The organism is Streptomyces sp. cf386 (genome assembly GCF_900103585.1).
Taxonomy (GTDB): domain Bacteria; phylum Actinomycetota; class Actinomycetes; order Streptomycetales; family Streptomycetaceae; genus Streptomyces.
In genome coordinates, this window is the sequence record NZ_FNHV01000003.1 from 370,145 (window position 1) to 391,566 (window position 21,422).

The 21,422-nt window shown below is 71.7% G+C and carries 19 protein-coding genes; 4 read left to right on the plus strand and 15 right to left on the minus strand.

Annotation, left to right across the window (positions count from 1 at the left end):
- Positions 1–273: 273 nt before the first annotated feature.
- Positions 274–1,443 carry a THUMP-like domain-containing protein gene (locus BLU79_RS09520; protein WP_256333253.1) on the plus strand — a complete coding sequence of 390 codons (1,170 nt, stop codon included), beginning with the start codon at positions 274–276 and terminating at the stop codon, positions 1,441–1,443.
- A 78-nt stretch (positions 1,444–1,521) separates the two neighbouring features.
- Here BLU79_RS09520 and BLU79_RS09525 read toward each other — a convergent pair whose 3' ends face one another.
- The 6 genes from BLU79_RS09525 to BLU79_RS09550 all read right to left on the minus strand — a co-directional run bounded on the left by BLU79_RS09525 (position 1,522) and on the right by BLU79_RS09550 (position 10,667).
- Entirely contained in the window at positions 1,522–2,814 is a 1,293-nt protein-coding gene (locus BLU79_RS09525) for an RNA polymerase sigma factor (protein WP_256333228.1), read from the minus strand.
- A 47-nt stretch (positions 2,815–2,861) separates the two neighbouring features.
- On the minus strand, positions 2,862–3,218 hold the full coding sequence (locus BLU79_RS09530; RefSeq protein ID WP_093905220.1) for a YciI family protein: 357 nt from the start codon (positions 3,216–3,218) through the stop codon (positions 2,862–2,864).
- 205 nt (positions 3,219–3,423) lie between these two features.
- The gene (locus BLU79_RS09535) at positions 3,424–6,753 is read right to left on the minus strand and encodes an NACHT domain-containing protein (RefSeq protein ID WP_093905221.1); all 3,330 of its coding nucleotides are present in this window, start codon (positions 6,751–6,753) and stop codon (positions 3,424–3,426) included.
- Positions 6,754–6,878: 125 nt separating this feature from the next.
- The gene (locus BLU79_RS09540) at positions 6,879–7,946 is read right to left on the minus strand and encodes an LCP family protein (RefSeq protein ID WP_093905222.1); all 1,068 of its coding nucleotides are present in this window, start codon (positions 7,944–7,946) and stop codon (positions 6,879–6,881) included.
- A gap of 117 nt (positions 7,947–8,063) precedes the next feature.
- Positions 8,064–9,410 (minus strand): glycoside hydrolase family 10 protein, encoded by a 1,347-nt coding sequence (locus BLU79_RS09545; RefSeq protein WP_177000954.1) that lies wholly within the window; start codon positions 9,408–9,410, stop codon positions 8,064–8,066.
- Between the two features lie 99 nt (positions 9,411–9,509).
- A complete protein-coding gene (locus BLU79_RS09550; RefSeq protein WP_256333229.1) occupies positions 9,510–10,667 on the minus strand; it encodes a LacI family DNA-binding transcriptional regulator in 1,158 nt (385 codons plus the stop codon).
- A 122-nt stretch (positions 10,668–10,789) separates the two neighbouring features.
- Between BLU79_RS09550 and BLU79_RS09555 the strand changes: the two genes are divergently transcribed.
- Positions 10,790–13,105 (plus strand): beta-xylosidase/alpha-l-arabinosidase, encoded by a 2,316-nt coding sequence (locus BLU79_RS09555; RefSeq protein ID WP_093905223.1) that lies wholly within the window; start codon positions 10,790–10,792, stop codon positions 13,103–13,105.
- 58 nt (positions 13,106–13,163) lie between these two features.
- On the opposite strand, the gene BLU79_RS09560 is transcribed toward BLU79_RS09555, so the two are convergent.
- The 4 genes from BLU79_RS09560 to tsaB are packed head-to-tail and all read right to left on the minus strand — an operon-like array spanning position 13,164 to position 15,751.
- Complete coding sequence (locus BLU79_RS09560; protein WP_093905224.1) at positions 13,164–13,427, minus strand: hypothetical protein; 264 nt, start codon at positions 13,425–13,427, stop codon at positions 13,164–13,166.
- Complete coding sequence (tsaD, locus tag BLU79_RS09565; RefSeq protein ID WP_093905225.1) at positions 13,424–14,530, minus strand: tRNA (adenosine(37)-N6)-threonylcarbamoyltransferase complex transferase subunit TsaD; 1,107 nt, start codon at positions 14,528–14,530, stop codon at positions 13,424–13,426. The genes BLU79_RS09560 and tsaD overlap by 4 nt, the downstream gene beginning before the upstream one ends.
- Positions 14,523–15,044: a ribosomal protein S18-alanine N-acetyltransferase gene (gene rimI / locus BLU79_RS09570; protein ID WP_093905509.1), complete on the minus strand. Its 522-nt coding sequence runs from the start codon at positions 15,042–15,044 to the stop codon at positions 14,523–14,525. Before rimI ends, tsaD begins: the two co-directional genes overlap by 8 nt.
- 50 nt (positions 15,045–15,094) lie before the next feature.
- Positions 15,095–15,751 carry a tRNA (adenosine(37)-N6)-threonylcarbamoyltransferase complex dimerization subunit type 1 TsaB gene (tsaB, locus tag BLU79_RS09575; protein WP_093905226.1) on the minus strand — a complete coding sequence of 219 codons (657 nt, stop codon included), beginning with the start codon at positions 15,749–15,751 and terminating at the stop codon, positions 15,095–15,097.
- 114 nt (positions 15,752–15,865) lie between these two features.
- Here tsaB and BLU79_RS09580 point away from each other — a divergent pair, with 114 nt between their 5' ends.
- Positions 15,866–16,420, plus strand: coding sequence for a hypothetical protein (locus BLU79_RS09580; protein ID WP_093905227.1), 555 nt, complete (start codon positions 15,866–15,868; stop codon positions 16,418–16,420).
- A gap of 10 nt (positions 16,421–16,430) precedes the next feature.
- Here BLU79_RS09580 and BLU79_RS09585 read toward each other — a convergent pair whose 3' ends face one another.
- From BLU79_RS09585 to BLU79_RS09605, 5 genes are all read right to left on the minus strand, one after another.
- A complete protein-coding gene (locus BLU79_RS09585; protein ID WP_093905228.1) occupies positions 16,431–16,631 on the minus strand; it encodes a hypothetical protein in 201 nt (66 codons plus the stop codon).
- Between the two features lie 127 nt (positions 16,632–16,758).
- The gene (gene tsaE / locus BLU79_RS09590) at positions 16,759–17,271 is read right to left on the minus strand and encodes a tRNA (adenosine(37)-N6)-threonylcarbamoyltransferase complex ATPase subunit type 1 TsaE (protein ID WP_093905229.1); all 513 of its coding nucleotides are present in this window, start codon (positions 17,269–17,271) and stop codon (positions 16,759–16,761) included.
- Positions 17,237–18,478 carry an alpha/beta fold hydrolase gene (locus BLU79_RS09595; RefSeq protein ID WP_093905230.1) on the minus strand — a complete coding sequence of 414 codons (1,242 nt, stop codon included), beginning with the start codon at positions 18,476–18,478 and terminating at the stop codon, positions 17,237–17,239. The genes tsaE and BLU79_RS09595 overlap by 35 nt, the downstream gene beginning before the upstream one ends.
- A 169-nt stretch (positions 18,479–18,647) precedes the next feature.
- The gene (alr, locus tag BLU79_RS09600; protein ID WP_093905231.1) at positions 18,648–19,814 is read right to left on the minus strand and encodes an alanine racemase; all 1,167 of its coding nucleotides are present in this window, start codon (positions 19,812–19,814) and stop codon (positions 18,648–18,650) included.
- A gap of 59 nt (positions 19,815–19,873) precedes the next feature.
- A complete protein-coding gene (locus BLU79_RS09605; protein WP_256333231.1) occupies positions 19,874–20,734 on the minus strand; it encodes a L,D-transpeptidase family protein in 861 nt (286 codons plus the stop codon).
- A 302-nt stretch (positions 20,735–21,036) separates the two neighbouring features.
- Here BLU79_RS09605 and BLU79_RS09610 point away from each other — a divergent pair, with 302 nt between their 5' ends.
- Complete coding sequence (locus BLU79_RS09610; RefSeq protein WP_093905510.1) at positions 21,037–21,408, plus strand: holo-ACP synthase; 372 nt, start codon at positions 21,037–21,039, stop codon at positions 21,406–21,408.
- Positions 21,409–21,422 lie beyond the last annotated feature (14 nt).

Genomic DNA, 21,422 nt, shown 5'->3' on the forward strand with positions numbered 1-21,422 from the left:
GACGTGGAGCGGACGAGCCGCCGACCGGCCCACGCGAAGCCACGGGCGGACGCCCACCGGCTCGGCCCACGCGGCGCCACGGGCGCACGTCTACCGACACGGCTCAGGTGGAGCGGGCGAGCCGCCGACCGGCCCGAGGTGAGCCATGCGCGCACGCCCATGGCTCGGCCGACCCACAGCTACCCGCCCCCGACACGGCCCACAGTGACCACACGCGCCGCCGCCCCGACCCACGATGAGCAGACGCCCCACCGCCTGGCCGACAATGACCCGGTGAACGACCTCGCCTCCTTCTCCTCCCTCCTCACCCCCGAGGGCCGCGCCCTCCTCGACGCCGTGCGTGACACCGATCCCGCCGGTGAACTCGCCGTCGCCACAAGGCTGCGCCGCGAGCATCCCGCCGAGTTGGTGTCGGCGGCGCTCGGGCAGGCGCGGCTGCGGCAGCGGGCGGTGGCGAAGTTCGGGGCGGTGGACGCGGGGCGGATGTTCTTCACGCCCCACGGGGTCGAGCAGTCGACGCGGGCGAGTGTGGCGGCGTATCGGGCCGGGCGGTTGCGGGAGCTGGGGGTCGGCTCGGTCGCCGACCTGTGCTGCGGGATCGGGGGCGACGCGATCGCGCTCGCGCGGGCCGGGGTCAGGGTGTTGGCAGTGGACCGGGATCCGGTGACGGTCGCGGTGGCGCGGGCGAATGTCGAGGCGCTGGGGCTCGGGGAACTGGTGGAGGTGCGGGAGGCGGATGTCGTGGGGGTGGACACGGGCGGCTATGACGCCGTGTTCGTCGACCCGGCGCGACGGGGCGGGCGCGGGCGGATCTTCGATCCCGAGGCGTACTCGCCGCCGTTGTCCTGGGCCGTGGAGGCGGCGCGGAAGGCGCCACGTGCCGCGCTGAAGATCGCGCCGGGCATTCCCCATGAGGCGATTCCCGACGATGCCGAAGCCGAGTGGATCTCGGACGGTGGCGATGTGAAGGAGGCGGTGCTGTGGTTCGGGACGGAGCCCGGGGCGGTGCGGGCCACGCTGCTGCCGGGACCGCGCTCGCTGCTGTCCCGCAGTCTTCCCGACCCTGAAGTCCGGCCTGTCGGGCGGTACTTGTACGAGCCGGACGGCGCCGTCATCCGTGCCCACCTGGTCGCCGAGGTGGCTGATCAGCTGGACGGTGGGCTGATCGACGCGACCATCGCGTACGTCACGGCGGACGAACTGCGGCCGACCGCGTACGCGACGGCGTACGAGATCACCGATCAACTCCCCTTCAACGTCAAGAAGTTGAAGGCCCTGTTGCGCGAGCGGGAGGTCGGCACGCTGACCGTGAAGAAGCGGGGGTCGGCCGTCGAGCCGGAGGAACTGCGGAAGAAGGTCAGGCCTCAGGGGCCCCACTCGGCGACGGTGTTTCTGACGCGGGTGGCGGGGGCGCCGACGATGCTGGTGGGGCACCCGGCCTGAGTGGTGAGGTCTGCGCCGCAGTCCTGAGTGATGAGGTCTGCGCCGCAGTCCTGAGTCACCAGGTCTCCGCCGCAGTCCTCACTCACGAGTCTCCGCCGCCCGGCGCAGCAGCAGCTCCCTCTCCCGCGCGTTCCCCGTCAGCTCCGCCGCCCGCTCGAACTCCGCCCTCGCCTCCGCCGTACGGCCGAGACGGGCGAGGAGATCGCCGCGCACGCTCGGGAGCAAGTGGTAGTTGCGGAGGGCCGGTTCGGCGGCGATCGTGTCCACGATCCGCAGCGCGGGCTCCGGGCCCTCGGCCATCGAGACGGCGACCGCGCGGTTCAACTCGACCACGGGGGAAGGGGATCGGGCGGCGAGGAGGCCGTAGAGGATGGCGATGGTCTTCCAGTCCGTCTCCGCGTAGCTGTACGCGTGCGCGTGGCAGGCAGCGATGGCGGCCTGGAGGGCGTACGGGCCGGGGGCGCCGGTGGCCGTGGCGTCCGCGCGGGAGAGGGCCTTGATGCCGCGGGCGATGAGCATGCGGTTCCAGCGGGTGCGGTTCTGGTCCTTGAGGAGGACCGGTTCGCCGGACGGGCCGGTGCGGGCCGCCGTGCGGGAGGCCTGGAATTCGAGGAGGGCGGTCAGGGCGTGCGCCTCCGGCTCCTTCGGCATCAGCCCGGACAGCACGCGGGCCAGGCGCAGCGCGTCCTCGCAGAGGGCCGGGCGCAGCCAGTCGTCGCCGGCCGTGGCGGCGTAGCCCTCGTTGAAGATCAGGTAGATCACGTCGAGGACGGAGCCGAGGCGGGCCTCGCGGTCGGGGCCGTACGGGACCTCGAAGGCGATGTTCTTCGTGGCGAGTGTGCGCTTGGCGCGGACGATGCGCTGCGCGACGGTCGGTTCCGGGGTCAGGAACGCCCGGGCGATCTCCGGGGTCGTCAGACCGCCGAGGAGACGGAGGGTGAGGGCGATGCGGGCCTCCGGCGACAGGACCGGGTGGCAGGTGGTGAAGACCAGGCGGAGCAGGTCGTCGTCGATGTCGTCGGGGTCGTAGTGGGCGGCGGGCTCCTCGGGCGGTGCGGTCGTCTCCAGGTCGCGGCCGATCTCCGCGAGCTTGCGGGCGTAGTTCTCGCGGCGGCGGATCAGGTCGACGGCACGGTGCTTGGCGGTGGCCATCAGCCAGGCGCCGGGGTTGTCGGGGACGCCGTCCCCGGGCCACTGCTCCAGCGCGGCGACCAGCGCGTCCTGCGCGAGTTCCTCGGCGATGCCGACGTCGCGCACTATGCGGGCGACGGCGGCGATGACGCGCGGGGACTCGATGCGGAAGACGGTTTCGATGGTCGCTGTCGTGTCGTCCGGGGTACCGCCGGTGTCTGCGGTGGGCTGCGGCTTCACAGCCCACCATGCAACACCTGTACGGCCGTGGATCCAAGGAGGGCTGATCAGCCCTCGGCGATCTCGCGCACCTCGCAGGTGACCTGCCATTCCTCCCCGTGCACCTTCAGGAACCGCGCGGCCCACTCCAGCGCCTCGGCCTTGTCCTTGCACTGCATGATCGCGTAACCGCCGATGACCTCCTTGGACTCGGTGAAGGGCCCGTCGGTGACGGAGGTCTTCGCGCCGTCCCAGTGCACGCGGGTGCCCTGCGCCGACGGGGTGAGCCCGGCGGTGTCGAGCATCACGCCGGCCTTGGTGATCTCCTCCAGCAGTTCGCCCATGCGCTGCATCAGCTCGGGGCTGGGGCCCTCGGCGGGCGCGGTGGACTCGTCGATCCGGACGAGCGACAGGTAGCGGGGCATGGTGACTCCTCGGGTTTCGGGGTCGGTGACCGGGTTCCTTTCCGGCCTCTCACCCCTGCGTCGAACGGGAGACGCCCGGATCGACACGCTCGCCGATTTTCTTCAGCGATTCTTCTCCGGCCGGCGTTTCCGCAGGCCGTGCGCCCCTTCCGTACACTCGGCGGCCACGGCAGCCACCGCCTGCGCTGCGTCCTCACTGAGCACGTTACGGACGGTCACTGACTTTCCACAGGCGAACGGTCCCGTCATCGCTGCCCGATGCCAGGAGGCGGCCGTCCGAGCTGAAGTCCATGGACACGACACCCGACATGTGCCCATGGAGAGTTCTCAATGGCTTCGGGTTCTCCGCGATGGACACGAGCTTGATCGTGTCGTCGGCACCCGAGTTGAAGGCAAGCACGGGGTCCCTCGGATGGAAGGCGGCGCTTTGCATGGCAGGGAGCATCGCGACAGGTGTCCACGTTCCGTTCGTTCCCAGCTGCCACAACTCACTGGCCAGGACACTGCTCACCAGCAGACGGTCGCCCTGAAGGCTGGTGGTCAGGGCAAGCTCGGCATCATCGGCGCTTACCTTCTTCCCCACCTTGAAAAGCTGCCGCCCCTGGTCGAATCCCGGCACGGGGTACATCCGAAGGTGCTTCCCGGCAAGGACCCCCAAGCTACCGCCGTGGAGGAAGGCAACCGCATCGGCCGCCGCCTCATGCCAGTCCTTCCGGTGCTCGGTCCCTTTGAGCCGACTCTGGGCGTCGACACGCCTGAGGAAGACGGTGTACCAGTCTTCGTCCGGGTCGCCGTAACTGAGCCCGGCGAGATACCCACCATCCTCACTGAAGGCCAGGTCGCCGACCGCGTCGTTCCACCCGGCAGGCAGCCGCCGTGGCGGCCGTTGCCACACATCCCAGAGCTGCATCTCCTCGGCACGGTAGACGGCGAGGATCTTGCCGTCCGGATGGAAGGCCATGGAGGTGACTGCCCGGTCCTTCGGTTCACCTGTCTTCCTGTCACGAACCAGACGCGGTGGTGCCAGCAGCGGGTGCTGACCGGTAAGGAGGCCACCCCGCCAGACCGCGCCCTCTCCATCTCCCCAGATCACGTCGTTCGTCTTGGGCTGGAAGACGACCACGCCCACTGGAGTGTCCGCCGCCCCCGAAAACGTCACCAGGCTCTCGTCCTCATGATGCCGGACCACCGCCCCCGTCCCCGTGGCCGCGACCGCCACCCCCGCCGCCAGCACCACCCGGCGCCGTACGACCACCGACTCCGGCCGCCGGGGCGTGGGCCGGGGTTCCTCGTACGTCCGACGAGCGGCCAGCGCCTCCTGGAGGCGGATGTGGCGGAACTGGTACGCCCCGCCCGACTGCCGGAGGATCTCCCGACTCCGGGCGTCGGTGAGGAAGGCCATCAGACGCCACGGCAACTTGCCGCTCGCGGCAAGCCAGAGACGGACCAGGACGAAGCGGGGCCACGCGCGGGACAGCAGAACGAGGAGGGCGAAGAGCATCCCGGGCAGCACATGCGGCACGCCATAGCCGAAGTGCTCCGGACCGAATGAATCCCCCGAAGTCCGCCACATATATGAGGCGAAGTCCCCGGTCTCACCGTCCCTCGGCCAACCCGGCCACCCGTTGGCCATGCGAAAGACCAGGCCTCCGCCCAGCAGCCCCACCTGCAGCCCGAGCAGCCCGGTTGCAGCGAAGACCACGCCGGACATCAGTGCCCCGGCCAGTGCCGACCGTCGGTCCTGGGCCAGGGAGTTCGCGGGGCTCACCTGAGTCGCCCGGGACGGGGGCGCGTTGAGCCAGCCGTGTGTGGCCAGGCACAGCCCGGTGACGACGCTCAGCGCAAGGCAGACCGTCACCAACGTGGCGACAGCCTCGGCGCTTTGCAGCGTCCCAGGTCCCAGCGTGGAGCCGAGAACCTCGACGAGGGTGACGGACGCGCCCACCGGGAGGACAACGGCGAGGCACAGCACCACACCGATACGGAATCCTTGCCACAGCCGATTCCGCGAGCCGGGGAGCGACCAGTACAGCCGTCCCGGCAGCGGATCACCCACCGCGTACCAGACGACGGACCCCAACACCGCGAACCCCCCGCCGATCGCCAGCGTCATCGCGGCCACCGAGCCGGCCCCTTCAGCACCGTCCAGCCCCTCGGTCACAGCCACCCACACAGCGGCCCCGAACGCGACCAGCAACCCCAACACCAGCCCGGCGACAGGCCCGGCCCAGGTCGGCAGCAGCCGCCCGCCCATCAGCCACCAGTTCAGGTCCCGTTCGCGGTGGTCGTGCAGATAGCCGGCCAGGTACGTCAGCCAGCGCCGCGCCTGCTCGGGGCGCCAGCGCTGCGGCGCCTCCGCGTCCTCGGGGAGCCGTGTGTCGGGGGCGTACACCGTGTCGACGACCCGGTGGGTGAGGTGGTCCTCGACCGCGTACCGGCAGTCGAACGCCTCCCGGTCGAGGAGTTCTTCGGGTGTGCCACCGCGCTGGTACACCAGCCGGGCCGTGGTCACCATCAGCGGTGTGGACAGTGCCTCCGCCAGCGGCCCGTCCGGCTCCGTGCGCAGGCGGGCCACGACTCCGTCCCACACCACGCCCTCCGGCCACTCCGTGTCCCGGAGATATCCGACGACGTCCTCGGGCGGCACCGGCAGCACCTCCACCACCGGCGCCTGACGCAGCCTCGGGGCGCCGCCGCGGATGAGTTCCTCGTACTCCACGGCGCGGCAGGTGACCACGACGGGCCGCTCGCCGCCGATGGCGTGGTTGATGCCGCGAATGGCGCCGCGCCGGGCGGACTCGGGGATCTCGTCGAGACCGTCGAGTACGGGGAGCAGCAGGCCGTGGGCCAGCAGGCTGCGCGGGATCTCCTCACGGCCGCTGTAGTGCGGGACGGCGAGGGAGCGCACGATCCAGTCGTCGAGGCGCTCACGCAAGGGGTCCCACGGGGACACCGGGAGCAGGACGGGGACGGGGGTCCCCGGCGCGCGGGTGTCGAGGAGTCCCAGGGTCAGCAGCATCGCGAGTACGGTCTTGCCCGCGCCGGGCTCACCGATGACGACCAGCCTGCGCTGAGCCAACTGGCGATAGCCCCGGGCGAGTTGGGCGGTCACCTCCTCGAATCGCCCGGCGAGCCGGCCGTCGAGATGAACCCGCACCACCCTGCCGCCCACCGCCCCGGGTGCGCGCGTACGCGACTCGTCGGCGACCTCTCGGGCCGTCGCCGTCCAGGCGAGGGGCAGTACCCGGGGGTCGCGCAGCCGCCTGGCCTCCGCCTCCTCCAGCCACTGCGCCCTGAGCGTCCGCGCGAGGTCGTCGGCGTACGCCGCCGGGTCGGGCGCCGTCGGCTCCTGGCGGAAGAAGTCCGCGAGGGCCATCAGCAGCGAGGCGATACCCACGGGCAACCCGGCCACCGTGGCCAGGGTCTCGGCCTTCCCACTCAGGATCATCCCCACGGCGAGGCCGGTCGCCCCCAGTCCGACGCCGGCGAAGAGACCGTCCCGGACGAGTCGCCGGCGCGCACGCGCCCTTCTCAAAGGCCCCCGAAGCACACCTGAATCATGGCCGTGCTGAACTCTCCGCGCCCCTCCATGCACAGGAGGTGAACGTGCTCATGGTGGGCGCGCGGGGTCACCTCAGGCGTACGCGAACCCACGCACTCCTACCGCAGCGACTCCCACAACTCCCCCGCCTCCGGCTCCTCCGCCACCACCCGGTTGGGATCCGACGCCGCCGGCACCACTGGCATCGTCACCGTCCGCACCGCGTCCGACGACAACCCGCTCAGGCTCTGCCCGAGGCTCATCAGCTCGCTCAGCGAGTCCAGCCCGGTGTCCGTCGTGAGGCTGCCCGTCACCGCGTCGGCCACGCGGTAGAGCTGGGCCGGGTCGGTGAGGAGGCCGGCGGTGGAGATCTGGTCCAGGAGTGCCTTGACCAGCTTCTGTTGCAGGCCGATGCGGCCCAGGTCACTGCCGTCGCCGATGCCGTGCCGGGTGCGGGCCAGGGCCAGCGCCTGCTCGCCGTCCAAGTGATGGGTGCCCGCCTCCAGTCGGAGGTGGCTGTCCTCGTCGTCGATGTCGTCGTCCGTCGTGACGGTGACGCCGCCCAGCGCGTCCACCAGCTTCGCGAAGCCCGAGAAGTCGATCTCGATGTAGTGGTCCATGCGGACGTCGCTGAGGGACTCGACCGTCTTCACCGCGCAGACGGGGCCGCCGATCGCGTACGCGCTGTTGAACATCGTGCGGTACGCCTCCTCCGTCGAACCACCCGACGACAGGGGACAGGACGGGCGGGTGACCAGGGTGTCGCGCGGGATGCTGACGACCGTCGCCTCCGTGCGGCCGGCGTCGATGTGGACCACCATCGCCGTGTCCGAGCGGGCGCCGGTGCTGCTGCCGCCGCCCAGCTCCTGGTTCTCCTCGCCGCTGCGCGAGTCCGAGCCCAGGACCAGGATGTTCAGCGACCCGGTGGGCAGGGGGGACGCGGAGGACGAGGTCGAGGGCGCCGGTGTCGTCATCGCCCGCTGCGGGCGGTTGTCGCCGAGGGCGCTGTTGATGTCGACGCTCTTGATGTTGTCGTTCAGGTGCCAGTAGGCCCAGCCCGCCGTCCCCACGCCCAGCACCAAGGCGCCCGCGAGGATCAGGCCGGCGGTCTTCAGCACCTTCGACCGCCGGCCCGCTCGTCTGCCGTCGTCCCCGTTCTCGTTCGCGTTCGCGTCTCGTCCAGTCACGGAGGGAACGTAAGTCCGAATTATTACGGGCAGGAACGTCAGACCCGGTTTTCTTCGGAAAATCTCAGACTTCTCAGCCCAGGATCACTCCAGGATCAGCCCAAGATCAGCCCAAGATCAGCCCAGCGTCACCGTCGGCACCGGATTGCTCCCGCTCCACGACCCGTTGAACCCGAAAGTCACCGAACCGCCGTCGGGAACCGTCCCGTTGTACGAGGCGTTGGAACAGGTGACCGTCGCCCCCGACTGTGTACAGCTCGCGTTCCAGGCCTGTGTGAGCTGCTGCCCCGCACCGAACGTCCAGCTCACCTTCCAGGACGACAGGGCCGCCCCGGAGCAGGCGATCCGGACCTGCCCGGTGAAGCCGGTGTTCCACTGGTTGCTGACGCTGTAGGCCGCCGTGCACGCGTCCGTGGGCGGCGGGGTCGTCGTGCCGCCGCCGAGCGACTCGGCGATGGCGTGGTAGGCCGGTTTCGGCGCGAAGTTCTCGTCGTACGGCGTCGCCGCGCCCTGCCCCGGGAAGGTGCTCGGGATCCAAGAGTCGGAGTCGGTGAAGCCCCAGACCGTGACGCCGACGCAGCGGGACACGGCGAGGCAGGCGTTCATGACCGCCTTGTAGTCGGCGGCCTGCTGCGTCAACTTGGCGCTGTCCGAGGGCAGTTGCATACGGACGTCCAGCTCCGTGATCGCCACGTCGACGCCGAGATCGGCGAACCGCTGGATGTTCTGCTGCAAGGTGGACGGCACCTGGCCGAGGATCAGATGGGCCTGGAGCCCGACCCCGTCGATCGGTACGCCCCGCTCCTTCAGCGACCTGACCAGGTTGTACAGGGCGGTGCTCTTCGCGTTGACGCCCTCGACGTTGTAGTCGTTGATGTAGAGCTTGGCGCTCGGGTCGGCGGCGCGGGCGGCGGTCAGGGCCTGGGCGATGTAGTCGGCGCCGAGGCCGTTGTACCAGAGCGTCTGGCGGTAGGTGCCGTCCTCGTTGAACGGCTCGTTCACCACGTCCCAGGTCGCCAGTCTGCCCTTGTAGCGGCCGACCTCGGTGGCGATGTGGTCGGTCATCAACTGGCTCAGCTCGGCCGAGGTCCAGCTGCCGTTCGTCAGCCAGCTCGGGTTCTGGCTGTGCCAGACCAGGGTGTGACCGCGCACCTGCTGGCCGTGCGCCTCGGCGAAGTCGACGATCTGGTCGGCCTCGGCCCAGTTGAAGGTGCCGCGTGTGGGCTCGACGGAGCCCCACTTCATGGCGTTGCCGGGGGTCAGTGCGTTGAACTCCCGCCCCGCGATGTCGCCGTAGGTGCCGGTGAGCTTGGAGCCGGTGACGGCGGTGCCCATGACCTTGCCCTTGGCGGCGGCGAGGTCGCGGAGCGGGGTGTCGGCGGCGTGCGCGGCGGGCGCCGTGAGCAGCGTCCCGAGGCAGGTGACGAGTGCCGCCAGGGATAAGCCGGTTCTCAGAGATCTCATTGCGGGTGCCTCCGAAAGTTTCGGTTGAACAACCGATTGGCTTCGGTGCAGTGTGAGGCGCCGGGAAACACCCGTCAATGCAGGAACCCGCCTCTCCCGCTAAAGCGCCGGAGGCTCCCCCGTACTGCTGCGCACCACCAGACTCGTCGCCAGCTCCACCCGCGTAGCCGCCGGCGTCCCCTCCTCCCGCGCCAGGTCGAGGACCAGCTTGGCCGCCGCTTCCGCCATCTCCGTCAGCGGCTGCCGTACGGTCGTCAGCGGCGGCCCCACCAGGCGTGCGACCGGCAGATCGTCGAAGCCGACCACGCTCAGGTCCTCCGGGATCCGCAGCCCCAGCTCGCGCGCGGCCTCGTACAGCCCGAGCGCCTGGAGGTCGTTGCCGGCGAAGACGGCTGTCGGCCGGTCCCGGCGGCGCAGCAACTCCAGCCCCTGTCGGTAGCCGGTCTCGTGGTGGAAGTCGCCGGGCCGGATCAGGTCCTGGTCGACCGGGAGCCCCGCCGTTTCCAGGGCGGCCCGGTAGCCGTCGATGCGGGCGCGGCTGCACATCATCCGGGACGGTCCGGTGATCGCGCCGATCCTGCGATGCCCCAGCTCGACCAGATGCCGGGTCGCGGCGAGCCCGCCCTGCCAGTTGGTCGCCCCGATAGACGGCACGTCGGCGCCCGGGTCGCCCGCCGGGTCCATCACCACGAACGGGATCGACCGGCTGGTGAGCAGGGCGCGCTGGGACTCGTCGAGGCCGGACAGCACCAGGATCACGCCGTGCGGGCGGCGGGCGGCCACCTGGTCGGCCCAGGTCCGCCCGGGTGTGAGCCGCCCCGCGCTCTCGCTCAGCACCACGCTCAGCCCGGCGTCCCGGGCGACGTTCTCCACCCCCCGGATGACCTCCATCGCCCACGCGCTCTCCAGCTCGTGGAAGACCAGGTCGATCAGGGGCGAGCGGCTCGCCTCGGCGCGCCGGCGCCGGTAGCCGTGGGCGCGCAGCAGCCCCTCCACCCGGGTGCGGGTGGCCGGGGCGACGTCGGCACGTCCGTTGAGGACCTTCGAAACAGTCGGCGCGGAGACGCCGGCCTCGCGGGCGATCTCGGCGAGTGTCGCGGTCTGCGTGGACCGGCCGGCCGTCGGCGCCGCGGTGGTGGTCCTCCGGGTTTCCGACGGTGTCGAGCGGCTTTCCGACTCTGCCGTCCGGGTCTTCGACTCTGTCGTCGGGCTTTCCGACTCGGTCGTCCGGGTTTCAGCGGGCTCACGGGCAGTCATGGCGGCGATCGTATCCCTGCGCGGCCTCTTGACGAACCCTTCTCGCCGCCCCTAAGTTCCCGGAACATTCGAGGTGAACAACGAAACATTCGCGAGTGGGCCATCGCCCCGACAGGAGTTTCATGACCACCGCCCCCTGGCGCGACCCCGCCCTGCCCGCCGCCACCCGCGTCGACGACCTCCTCTCCCGGATGACCCTGCAGGAGAAGACCGCCCAGCTGTACGGCGTGTGGGTGGGCGCCGCCTCGGACGGCGAGGGGGTCGCCCCGCACCAGCACGACATGACCGTCGACTACGACTGGGCGGAGCTGATCACCCACGGCCTCGGCCAGCTCACCCGCTCCTTCGGCACCGCCCCCGTGGACCCGGCGCTGGGCGCGCAGGCACTGGCCCGCGCCCAGCGCCGTATCGCCGAGGCGGGCCGTTTCGGCATCCCTGCGGTGGCGCACGAGGAGTGCCTGGCGGGCTTCACGGCCTGGCAGGCCACCGCCTACCCGGTACCGCTGGCCTGGGGCGCCAGCTTCGACCCGCCGCTCGTCGAGGAGATGGCCCGGCGCATCGGCGGCGACCTGCGCGCGGCCGGCATCCACCAGGGTCTCGCGCCGGTCCTGGACGTCGTACGCGATCCGCGCTGGGGCCGGGTCGAGGAGACCATCGGCGAGGACCCGTACCTGACCGGCACGATCGGTGCGGCCTACGTCCGGGGCCTGGAGTCGGCCGGGATCGTCGCGACGCTCAAGCACTTCGCCGGGTACGCGTCCTCGGCGGGCGCGCGCAACCTGGCACCGGTACGGGCCGGCATCCGGGAGTTCGCGGACATCACCCTCCCCCCGTTCGAGATGGCGCTGCGCGAGGGCGGGGCGCGCTCGGTGATGGCGGCGTACAACGAGACGGACGGGGTGCCGGCGTCGGCGGACCCGGGGTTGCTGACCGAACTCCTCCGCGAGCAATGGGGTTTCACGGGCACGGTGGTCGCCGACTACTTCGGCATCGGCTTCCTCCAGACGCTGCACCGTGTGGCGGGCAGCCCTGCGGAGGCGGCGCACGCGGCGCTGGCTGCCGGTATCGACGTAGAGCTCCCGACCCTGAAGTGCTACGGGAAACCGCTGGTGGAGGCGGTGCGATCGGGCGAGGTCCCGGAGGAGCTGGTGGACCGGGCGGCCCGCCGGGTCCTGCTCCAGAAGTGCGAACTCGGCCTCCTGGACGAGGAGTGGACCCCTGAGCCGCGGACGACGCACCTCGACCTGGATTCCCCCGCGAACCGTTCCGTCGCCCGTCGGCTGGCGGAGAAGTCGGTGGTCCTGCTGGACAACCCGGACGGGACCCTGCCCCTCCCCCCGGACACCCGTATCGCGGTCGTGGGCCCGCGCGCGGCGGACGCCCTGGCCATGCTGGGCTGCTACTCCTTCCCCTCCCACGTCCTCACGCACCACCCCGAGGTGCCGATGGGCATCGACATCCCGACCGTCCTGGAGGCACTGCGCACCGAACTCCCCGACGCCAAGGTGACCTTCGCCGAGGGCTGCGACGTCGCCGACCCGGACCCGGCGGGCTTCGAGGAGGCGGTGGCGCGGGCGTCGGAGGCGGACGTGTGCCTGGCGGTACTGGGCGACCGGGCCGGGCTGTTCGGGCGGGGCACGTCGGGCGAGGGCTGCGATGTGACGGACCTCCGACTGCCGGGCGTACAGGGCGAGTTGCTGGACGCGCTGGTGGCGACCGGCATCCCGGTGGTCCTGGTCCTCCTCACCGGCCGCCCGTACGCACTCGGCCGCTGGCAGGGGCGGCTGGCGGCGGTCGTCCAGGCGTTCTTCCCCGGGGAGGAGGGCGGCCCGGCCGTGGCGGGCGTGCTGTCGGGGCGGGTGAATCCCTCGGGGCGGCTGCCGGTGAGCGTGCCGCGGGTGCCCGGGGGGCAGCCGTGGACGTACCTTCAGCCGCCGTTGGGGTTGGCGGGAGAGGTCAGCAATCTGGACCCGACGCCGCTGTACGCGTTCGGGCACGGGCGCTCATACACGACGTTCGAGTGGACGGACTTCACCGGCGGCGAGGCCCTCACGGAGATCGGCACGGACGGCTCGTACGACGTGTCGGTGACGGTCCGCAACACGGGCGACCGCGAGGGGGCGGAGGTGGTCCAGCTGTACCTGCACGATCCGGTGGCGTCGGTGACGCGGCCGGATGTGCGGCTGATCGGGTACCAGCGGGTGGAGTTGGCGCCGGGGGAGGCGGGCCGGGTGAGCTTCCGGTTCCACGCGGATCTGTCGTCGTTCACCGACCGGTCGGGTCGAAGGGTGGTTGAACCGGGTGCGCTGGAGCTGCGGTTGGCGGCGTCGAGTGCGGACGTACGGCATACGGCTCGACTGAAACTCACGGGCCCTGTACGGGAGTTGGGTACGGACCGACGGTTGCGGTGCGACGCGGAGGTGTCGGGGCCGGAGTGACCGAGGGGGGACCGACCCCCGGCCCCGCGCAGAGCGGTCCTGGTAGCCGCTCTCGGGCTCACCCTGTCCGCACGTCGACGGACTCGAACCGCCACCGATGCACCGCCCGAGCAACCAACTCCCCGTCCGGCTCCGGCAGTTCGGGAAGCTCCGCGTCGAACTCCGCATCCCACCAGGTGACGACGAGCACCCGGTCCTGCGGCGCCCGCAAGATCTCCCGGCGCAGCGGCCGTACCGCCAACTCCTGCGCCCGGGCCCAGGCGAGCAGCTCCTCGCCGCGGCCCGGAACCGCCCGCGCCTCCCACATCAGCGCGACCGTCACGAGTACAGGTTCTCCTTGCTGACCTCGTGCACATGGTCGTGGGAGTGGTCGGTGCCCGGCACATGTGGGTCCGTCACCGGCAGCGAGGAGTCCGCCGACAGGTCCCAGCTGGACGCCGGCCGGTTACGGGCCACCATCTCCGCGCCCAGCGCGGCCACCATCGCCCCGTTGTCCGTGCACAGCTTCGGCCGGGGCACCCGCAGCCGGATGCCGGCCGCCTCGCAGCGCTCCTGGGCCAGGGCCCGCAGGCGGGAGTTGGCGGCGACACCGCCGCCGATCATCAGGTGGTCGACGCCCTCGTCCTTGCAGGCGCGGACGGCCTTGCGGGTCAGCACGTCGACGACCGCCTCCTGGAAGGAGGCCGAGACGTCCCGGACCGGAACCTCCTCGCCCGCCGCCCGCTTGGCCTCGATCCAGCGGGCGACCGCCGTCTTCAGACCGGAGAAGGAGAAGTCGTACGCGGGGTCGCGCGGGCCGGTGAGACCGCGCGGGAACGCGATCGCGTTCGGGTCGCCCTCGCGGGCGTAGCGGTCGATGACCGGGCCACCGGGGAAGCCGAGGTTGAGCACACGGGCGATCTTGTCGAAGGCCTCGCCCGCCGCGTCGTCGATGGTGGCGCCCAGCGGGCGGACGTCCGACGTGATGTCGGACGACAGCAGGAGCGACGAATGTCCCCCACTCACCAGCAGCGCCATCGTCGGCTCCGGCAGCGCGCCGTGCTCCAGCTGGTCCACGCAGATGTGGGAGGCGAGGTGGTTGACGCCGTAGAGCGGCTTGCCCAGCGCGTAGGCGTACGCCTTCGCCGCCGACACGCCGACCAGCAGCGCGCCCGCGAGCCCGGGGCCGGCGGTGACGGCGATCCCGTCCAGATCCCGCGCACTCACCCCCGCCTCCTTCAGCGCGCGTTCGATGGTCGGGACCATCGCCTCCAGGTGCGCCCGGGAGGCGACCTCCGGCACGACGCCGCCGAAGCGGGCGTGCTCGTCGACGCTGGAGGCGACGGCGTCGGCGAGCAGGGTGGTGCCGCGGACGATGCCGACGCCGGTCTCGTCACAGGAGGTCTCGATGCCGAGGACGAGGGGTTCGTCCCGCGAGTCAGCCATTGATCTCGGTTCCTTGTACGGAGTCTTCGCCCGCGGCGGTGCCGCTCTCGGGCGCTGTGGTCAGGCGCATCACCAGCGCGTCGACGTTCCCCGGCTGGTAGTAGCCGCGCCGGAAGCCGATCGCCTCGAAGCCGTAGCGCTCGTAGAGCTTCTGCGCGCGGACGTTGTCCACACGGCACTCCAGCATCACTTCGGCGCACTCGAAGTCGCTCGCGGCGCGCAGCAGTTCGTTGAGGAGACGGCCGCCGAGCCCCGTACCCCAGTGGTCACGGGCGACGGCGATGGTCTGGATGTCGGCGACCGCGGCGAAGCCGCTGTCGGATCCGGTCCCGGAGGCGGCGAGGCCGGCGTATCCCACCAGCCGGTCGGCCCCCTCGGCGACGACATAGCGCCGCGTCGCCTCGGGCCCGCGCGCATGGGCCAGCTCGGACCAGAACATGCCCCGGGACCAGGCGTCCTCGGGGAACAGGTCCTTCTCCAGCTCCAGCACACGGTCGATGTCCCACCAGCGCATCTCGCGCAGCGCGGGACCGGAGGGAGCGGCGGAAGGGGTCACGGGCTCGGTCACTTGGGGGTGACCACCTTGTAGTTCTTGGGGACCTGGGCGTCAGGCCGGCGCAGGTACAGCGGCCGGGGCGCGGGGAGTTCCTCGCCCGCCGCCAACTTCTCGGCGGCCAGGGCCGCGAGCGCCGCCGCCGACACATGCTCGGGCTCGTGGGCGCTGGGGAAGGTGTCGGGGTACAGCAGCGCGCCCGCGCCGACGGCGGGCAGTCCGGCGACCTGGTCGGCGATGTCGGCGGGGCGGTCGACGGCCGGGTCGGTGAGGCGGGTGCGGGAGTCGGCGTACCGCGCCCAGTAGACCTCCTTGCGCCGGGCGTCGGTCGCGACGACGAACGGGCCCTTCTCGATGTCGGCGGCGTAGGCGAGGCCGTCCAGCGTGCACACGCCGTGCACGGGGACGCCGAGGACGAGCCCGAAGGTGTCGGCGGTCATCAGACCGACGCGCAGCCCGGTGTAGGGGCCGGGTCCGATGCCTACGACGATGCCGGTGACGGCGTCGAGCTTCACGTCGGCCTCGGCGAGGACCCGGTCGACGGCCGGCAGCAGCAACTCGCCGTGACGGCGCGCGTCCACCTGGCTCGACGAGGCGATGACGTCCGTACCGTCGTGCAGCGCGACGGTGACGGCGGGGGTGGCGGTATCCAGAGCGAGCAAGAGCACGCAAACAGCCTACGGCGCTCACGCCCCAGGAAGCGCCGACCCGGTCGGACGCCTCACGGCTGCTACGGTCGAGCGAAAGCGCGACGTACGAGCGAACAACCGAGGTGGGCGACGGTGGCAGGCAGCAGCGCCGGATTCGTGGTGGGACTCACCGCGGTGGCCCTCGCGACCATCGGCTTCCTCGGCTTCCAGGCCTCGGCGAGCGTCCCGGCCGGCCTGGGCAGGCCGCACGCGAAAAGCTCACCCGACGTGGGTATGTCCAAGACTCCCCGCGACCCGAAGGACCCTGCCGCGCTGCCCGCCGGGTCCGGTACGGGTGTGCGGGTCGTGTACTCGGTGGACGACGAGCGGGTGTGGCTGGTCGGCGCGGGCGACACGGTCAAGCGCACGTTCCGCGTCTCCCCCGGAACGGTCGACCCCGCGCCGGGCGTCTACGCGGTCACGTCCCGCTCGAACTCGGTCACCGGCAGCGACGGCACCCCCGTCGAGCACGTCGTCCGCTTCGCCACCGTGGAGGACGTCACCATCGGCTTCAGCGCGGCCGTGGACGGCTCGGTGCCGGTACCCGAGCCGGACGTGCAGACGGGCGGCATCCGCGGGTCACGCGCGGACGGCGACGCGATGTGGGAGTTCGCGACGATCGGCCGAGCCGTGGCCGTGATCCCCTAGCCGTGATGCCCTAAGCCGCTTCGCGGTGCCCGTGCTCGCGGTGCCCGTGCTCGGCCGGCGGTCGGGTCGTCTCCGGCTCGGGGACGCGCGGCGGGGTGGAGATCAGGTTCGCGGCGGCGCCGGCCGCCAGCAGATCGCGCATGGACACCCCGGCAACCACATGCGGCCGCTGCTGGACCTTGTTCTCCGAAGCGTTCTCCGAAGCCGACATGGACGCCTCCTGGGGCCGGGAGGGGACGTAGTTAGGTAGACCTAACTACGGACTGGATACCATGTGACCACGCGCAAGACCGCAAACGCAATATTTTGCCGACGTCTTGTCGGAATGTTCATCCGGCTCAGGCGGACAGCACGCTCAGATCCGCCGCCGCCCAGCGCTCCCCGAGCCCGGTCACGGTCACGTGCCGCACCTCGTCGGTCGTGTCTCCGACCGCCCGGTGGATCACTACCTGCAACCGCTCCTCGGTCAGCTCCTCGACCTTGCCCTCGCCCCACTCCACGACGATCACCGACTCGGGCAGCGAGACGTCGAGGTCGAGGTCCTCCATCTCGTCCAGGCCGCCGGACAGCCGGTAGGCGTCGACGTGGACGAGCGGCGGACCGTCGCCGAGGGAAGGGTGCACACGGCCGATCACGAAGGTCGGGGAGGTGACCGCGCCCCTGACCCCCAGTCCCTCGCCGAGCCCTCTGGCCAGCGTCGTCTTGCCCGCGCCGAGCTCCCCGCTGAGCATCAGGAGGTCGCCCGCGCGCAGCAGCTTGGCGAGGCGGCGGCCCAGCTCCCGCATCTGGTCGGGAGAAGTGACGGTCAGCTCGATGTCACCCGCGTCGCGCGGTGCTGCTGGTGCTTCCATAGCCACTTACGGTAGCCCCTGCGGGCACCGCACCCGCGCGGGTGAGCAGGTCGGCCAGACGGTCGGTGACCACTTCCGGGTGCTCCAGCATCACCAGGTGCCCGGCGTCCGGCACCAGGACCAGCTCGGCGTCCGGCAGGTGGTCGGCGATCGCCTCGCTGTGCTCGCTGGGCGTGACGAGGTCGCCCACCCCGGCCAGCACGAGCACCGGCATGTCGGTGAAGTGGGCGAGCGCCTCGGCCTTGTCGTGGTCGGCGAAGGCCGGGTAGAACTCCGCGACCACGTCGATCGGCGTGCCCTCGATCATCCGCTCGGCGAACCGGGCGACGGCCGGGTCGACGTCCCGGGACGAGAACGAGTACCGCTTGATGATCCCCGCGAACAGGTCGGCGGTGGCCCGGCGCCCCTTCTCGACCAGCTCGGCCCGCTGCCCCAGCGCCTTGAGCACGCCCGGCAGAATGCGCCGCACGGCGTTCACTCCCGCGACGGGCAGCCCGAAGTTGACCTCGCCGAGCTTCCCGGAGGACGTACCGACGAGGGCGGTGGCGACGACACGGTCGCCGATCAGCTCCGGGTACTGGTCCGCGAGGGCCATGACCGTCATTCCGCCCATGGAGTGGCCCACCAGCACCAGCGGCCCCTCGGGCGCGGCGGCGTCGATGACGGCCTTCAGGTCGCGCCCGAGCTGCTCGATGTCGACGTGCCGGCCGTCCTGCGCCTGGGCCACGCCCCGCCCGGACCGGCCGTGGCTGCGCTGGTCCCAGTGGACGGTGCGGACGACGCCCCTGAGCGCGGCGCGCTGGAAGTGCCAGGAGTCCTGGTTGAGGCAGTAGCCGTGGCTGAAGACGACGGTGACGGGGGCGGGTGCCTTGCGGCCGAAGAGCCGTCGGCGGCGCGGGGTGAGGGCGGGGGCGGCCTCGGGGTCGATGTCGTCGACCTCGTAGTACAGCTCCGTGCCGTCGTCGGCGTACGCCTTGCCGGGCGTGCCGCGCAGCGAGCCGTACGGTCCCGCCGAGTCCAGGGCGAGGCGGGCCTTCTGCCGCATGCCCCGGCCCACCGTCATCCGCTCTATGGCGACGCCCGCGGCGGCGCCCGCCGCGATCACGCCTATCGCCGCACCGGCGAAGCCGGTCGCCCTGCGCCAGTTGGCGGCCGCCCCCGTGGCGGAGGCGACGGCCGCGACGGCCTCCGCGCTGCTCTCGCTCACGTACCGCTCCTCTGGTTACCCGTTTGGTTCCACGTTCATATGAACGCATGCCCATGAACGCATGCCCATGGACTCATTCCTAGGACCACCGTCACGTGGACGCATCACGTGGACGCATCACCTGGCCGCACCGCACGACCGGATCACATGGCCACATCGCACGACCACATCACAGGGACCCATCCCTATAGACGCGAGGAACGCGCGTTCCGATCCGGGTGACGATTTCGTACGCGATGGTCCCCGCGGCCTGCGCCCAGTCCTCGGCGGTGGGCTCGCCGCGGTCGCCGGGTCCGAACAGCACGGCCTCCGCGCCCGGCTCGGGTTCGTCCCCGCCCAGGTCGACGACGAACTGGTCCATCGCGATCCGTCCCGCGACCGTCCGCCACTTGCCGCCGACCAGGACCGGCCCGGCGCCGGAGGCGTGCCGCGGGATGCCGTCGGCGTAGCCGAGGGGGACGAGGCCGAGGGTGGTCTCGCCGGGGGTCGTGTAGCGGTGCCCGTAGCTGACGCCGTGGCCGCCCGGCACATGCTTGACCAGCGCGAGGGACGCCGACAGCGTCATCACGGGGCGCAGCCCGAAGTCGGCGGGGCTGCCGAGCTCGGGGCTGGGCGAGATGCCGTAGGTCGCGATGCCGGTGCGCACCAGGTCGAAGTGGCTGTCCGGGAGGGTGAGGGTGGCGGGCGAGTTGGCGATGTGCCGCACCTCGGGGCGCACGCCCTGCGTCTCGGCGTGGGCGACCATCTCCCGGAAGAGGGAGAGCTGGGCGGCGATGGACGGATGCCCGGGCTCGTCGGCGCAGGCGAAGTGCGACCAGAGCCCGGTGATCCGGATCAGCCCGTCGGCCTCGGCCCGCAGGGCCTCGCGGACCAGCTCGGCCCAGTCCTCACCCGGCTGGCAGCCGTTCCGTCCGAGCCCGGTGTCGGCCTTGAGCTGCACGCGCGCGGGGGCGCCGGCCTGCCGGGCGGCCTCGGTGACCTCCCGCAGGGCCCACATCCCGCTCACGGAGACGTCGAGGTCGGCCTCGATGGCCTCCCGCCAGGGCCCGCCCGGCGTCCACAGCCAGCACATGATCCGTACGCCGTCCACCCCGGCGGCCCGCAGCACGAGGGCCTCCTCGGGCGTGGCCGTACCCAGCCATTGGGCGCCCGCCTCGACGGCCGCGCGGGCGCATCGCACCGCCCCGTGGCCGTACGCGTCCGACTTCACGACGGCCATCAGGGCCGCGCCCGGCGCGAGGGCGCGCAGGGTTCGCACATTGGCCCGCAGGGCGGCCAGATCGATCTCGGCGCGGGCGCGCAGGGGCGCGGTCCGCAGGGCTGTTGTCTCTGTCATCGCGCCCCCAGTGTCTCAGAGGGGTCCGACAACGCCGCCGGGCCGGGAGCCATGACCTCCTACTCCTCCAGCCTGTGCCCCCACACGTACAGCCGGTCGCCCTTCTTCAGCACGCCCCACAGCGCCCGGGCGTCGTCCAGGGTCATGTTGACGCAGCCCCGCGAACCGATGGGGGTGAAGAGGCCGCCGTAGACGCCGTGGAAGGCCTGGCCGCCGTTGAAGAACTGCGAGTAGGGCATGGGGCTGTGGTACAGCGACGACACATGGTTCTTGTGCCGCCAGTAGACCGCGTGCCACCCGGTCCGCGTCCCGAACCCCTCCCGTCCGCTCCGGATGGAAGCGGGCCCGAACACGACCCTCCTGCCGTCCTGCACCCACATCAGTTGCCGGTCGAGATCGACACAGGCGACCCGGTACGCCCGCACCGGGCACTTCTTCTCGGCGTTCGGGTTCTTGCGGGCGGAGAGGAGCTGCATGGTGCCCCAGGTCACGGGCCCGGCGAACCCGGTGGCGGGCTCGATCTTGTGCTCGGTCTGGAAGGCGCGGATGGCCCGGCAGTCGGCGACCGACTGCTCCCCGTCCACCTCCAGCTTCAGCCACCGCTCGACCTGCCGCTGCTGAGGGCCCGTCCGCTCGCTGCAGTCCACGTCCTCGACGGCGTCCTCGCGGGGGACGTACTCCACGCGGTCGTACGTCCCCTCCGCCGCGTCCTGCGGCTCGACGGCGTCCTCCTCGGCGCTGGGCGTGTACACCTTCGGCGGCAACGCCTGGTCGGGCGTGTCGGTCTGCCAGAGCGGGAGCGGGTTCAGGGGGACGCCCGGCACGAGTTCGGGCTGCGGGCCGGAATCCGGGGGTACGGGTTCGAGCTGGGCGGGAGAGGGGCGTGCGGGTTCGAGCTGGGGGCCGGATGGCGAGGGCACGGGTTCGGACGGCGGTGCCGAAGGCGAGGGCACGAGTTCCGACGGCGGCCCGGAAGGTGCGGGCACGAGTTCGGACTGCGGCCCGGAATGCGGGGGCACTGGGTCGTCGGCCGAGGCGCTGCCGACGGGCAGCAAGGTGGCCGCGGTGAGCACCACTGCGATGCTCCGACATGCGATACGTCCGCTGATCATGCGCTCACAGAAGCGTGAGGGCCTGCCGTGCGGGGAGGTGGCGCGCGGCGGGGTCACTCTTTTGAGGACCGTCCGAGGACCGTCGTTCGAGGACTCATAGGGTGCTCGGCATGAGCATCATCGGGGTCGGAATCGACGTGGCCGAGATCGACAGGTTCGGGGCGGCGCTGGAGCGCACCCCCGGGCTGGCCGAACGGCTTTTCCTGGAGGACGAGTTGCTGCTGCCGAGCGGCGAGCGTCGGGGCGTCGCCTCGCTCGCGGCCCGGTTCGCGGCGAAGGAGGCCCTCGCGAAGGCGCTGGGCGCACCGGCGGGCCTGCTCTGGACGGACGCGGAGGTCTTCGTCGAGGACAGCGGCCGGCCACGCCTGCGGGTCACGGGGACGGTGGCGGCCCGGGCGGCCGAACTGGGCGTGCGTTCCTGGCATGTGTCGCTGAGCCACGACGCCGGGGTGGCGTCGGCGGTGGTGGTGGCGGAGGGCTGAGCCTCCGCCACCCG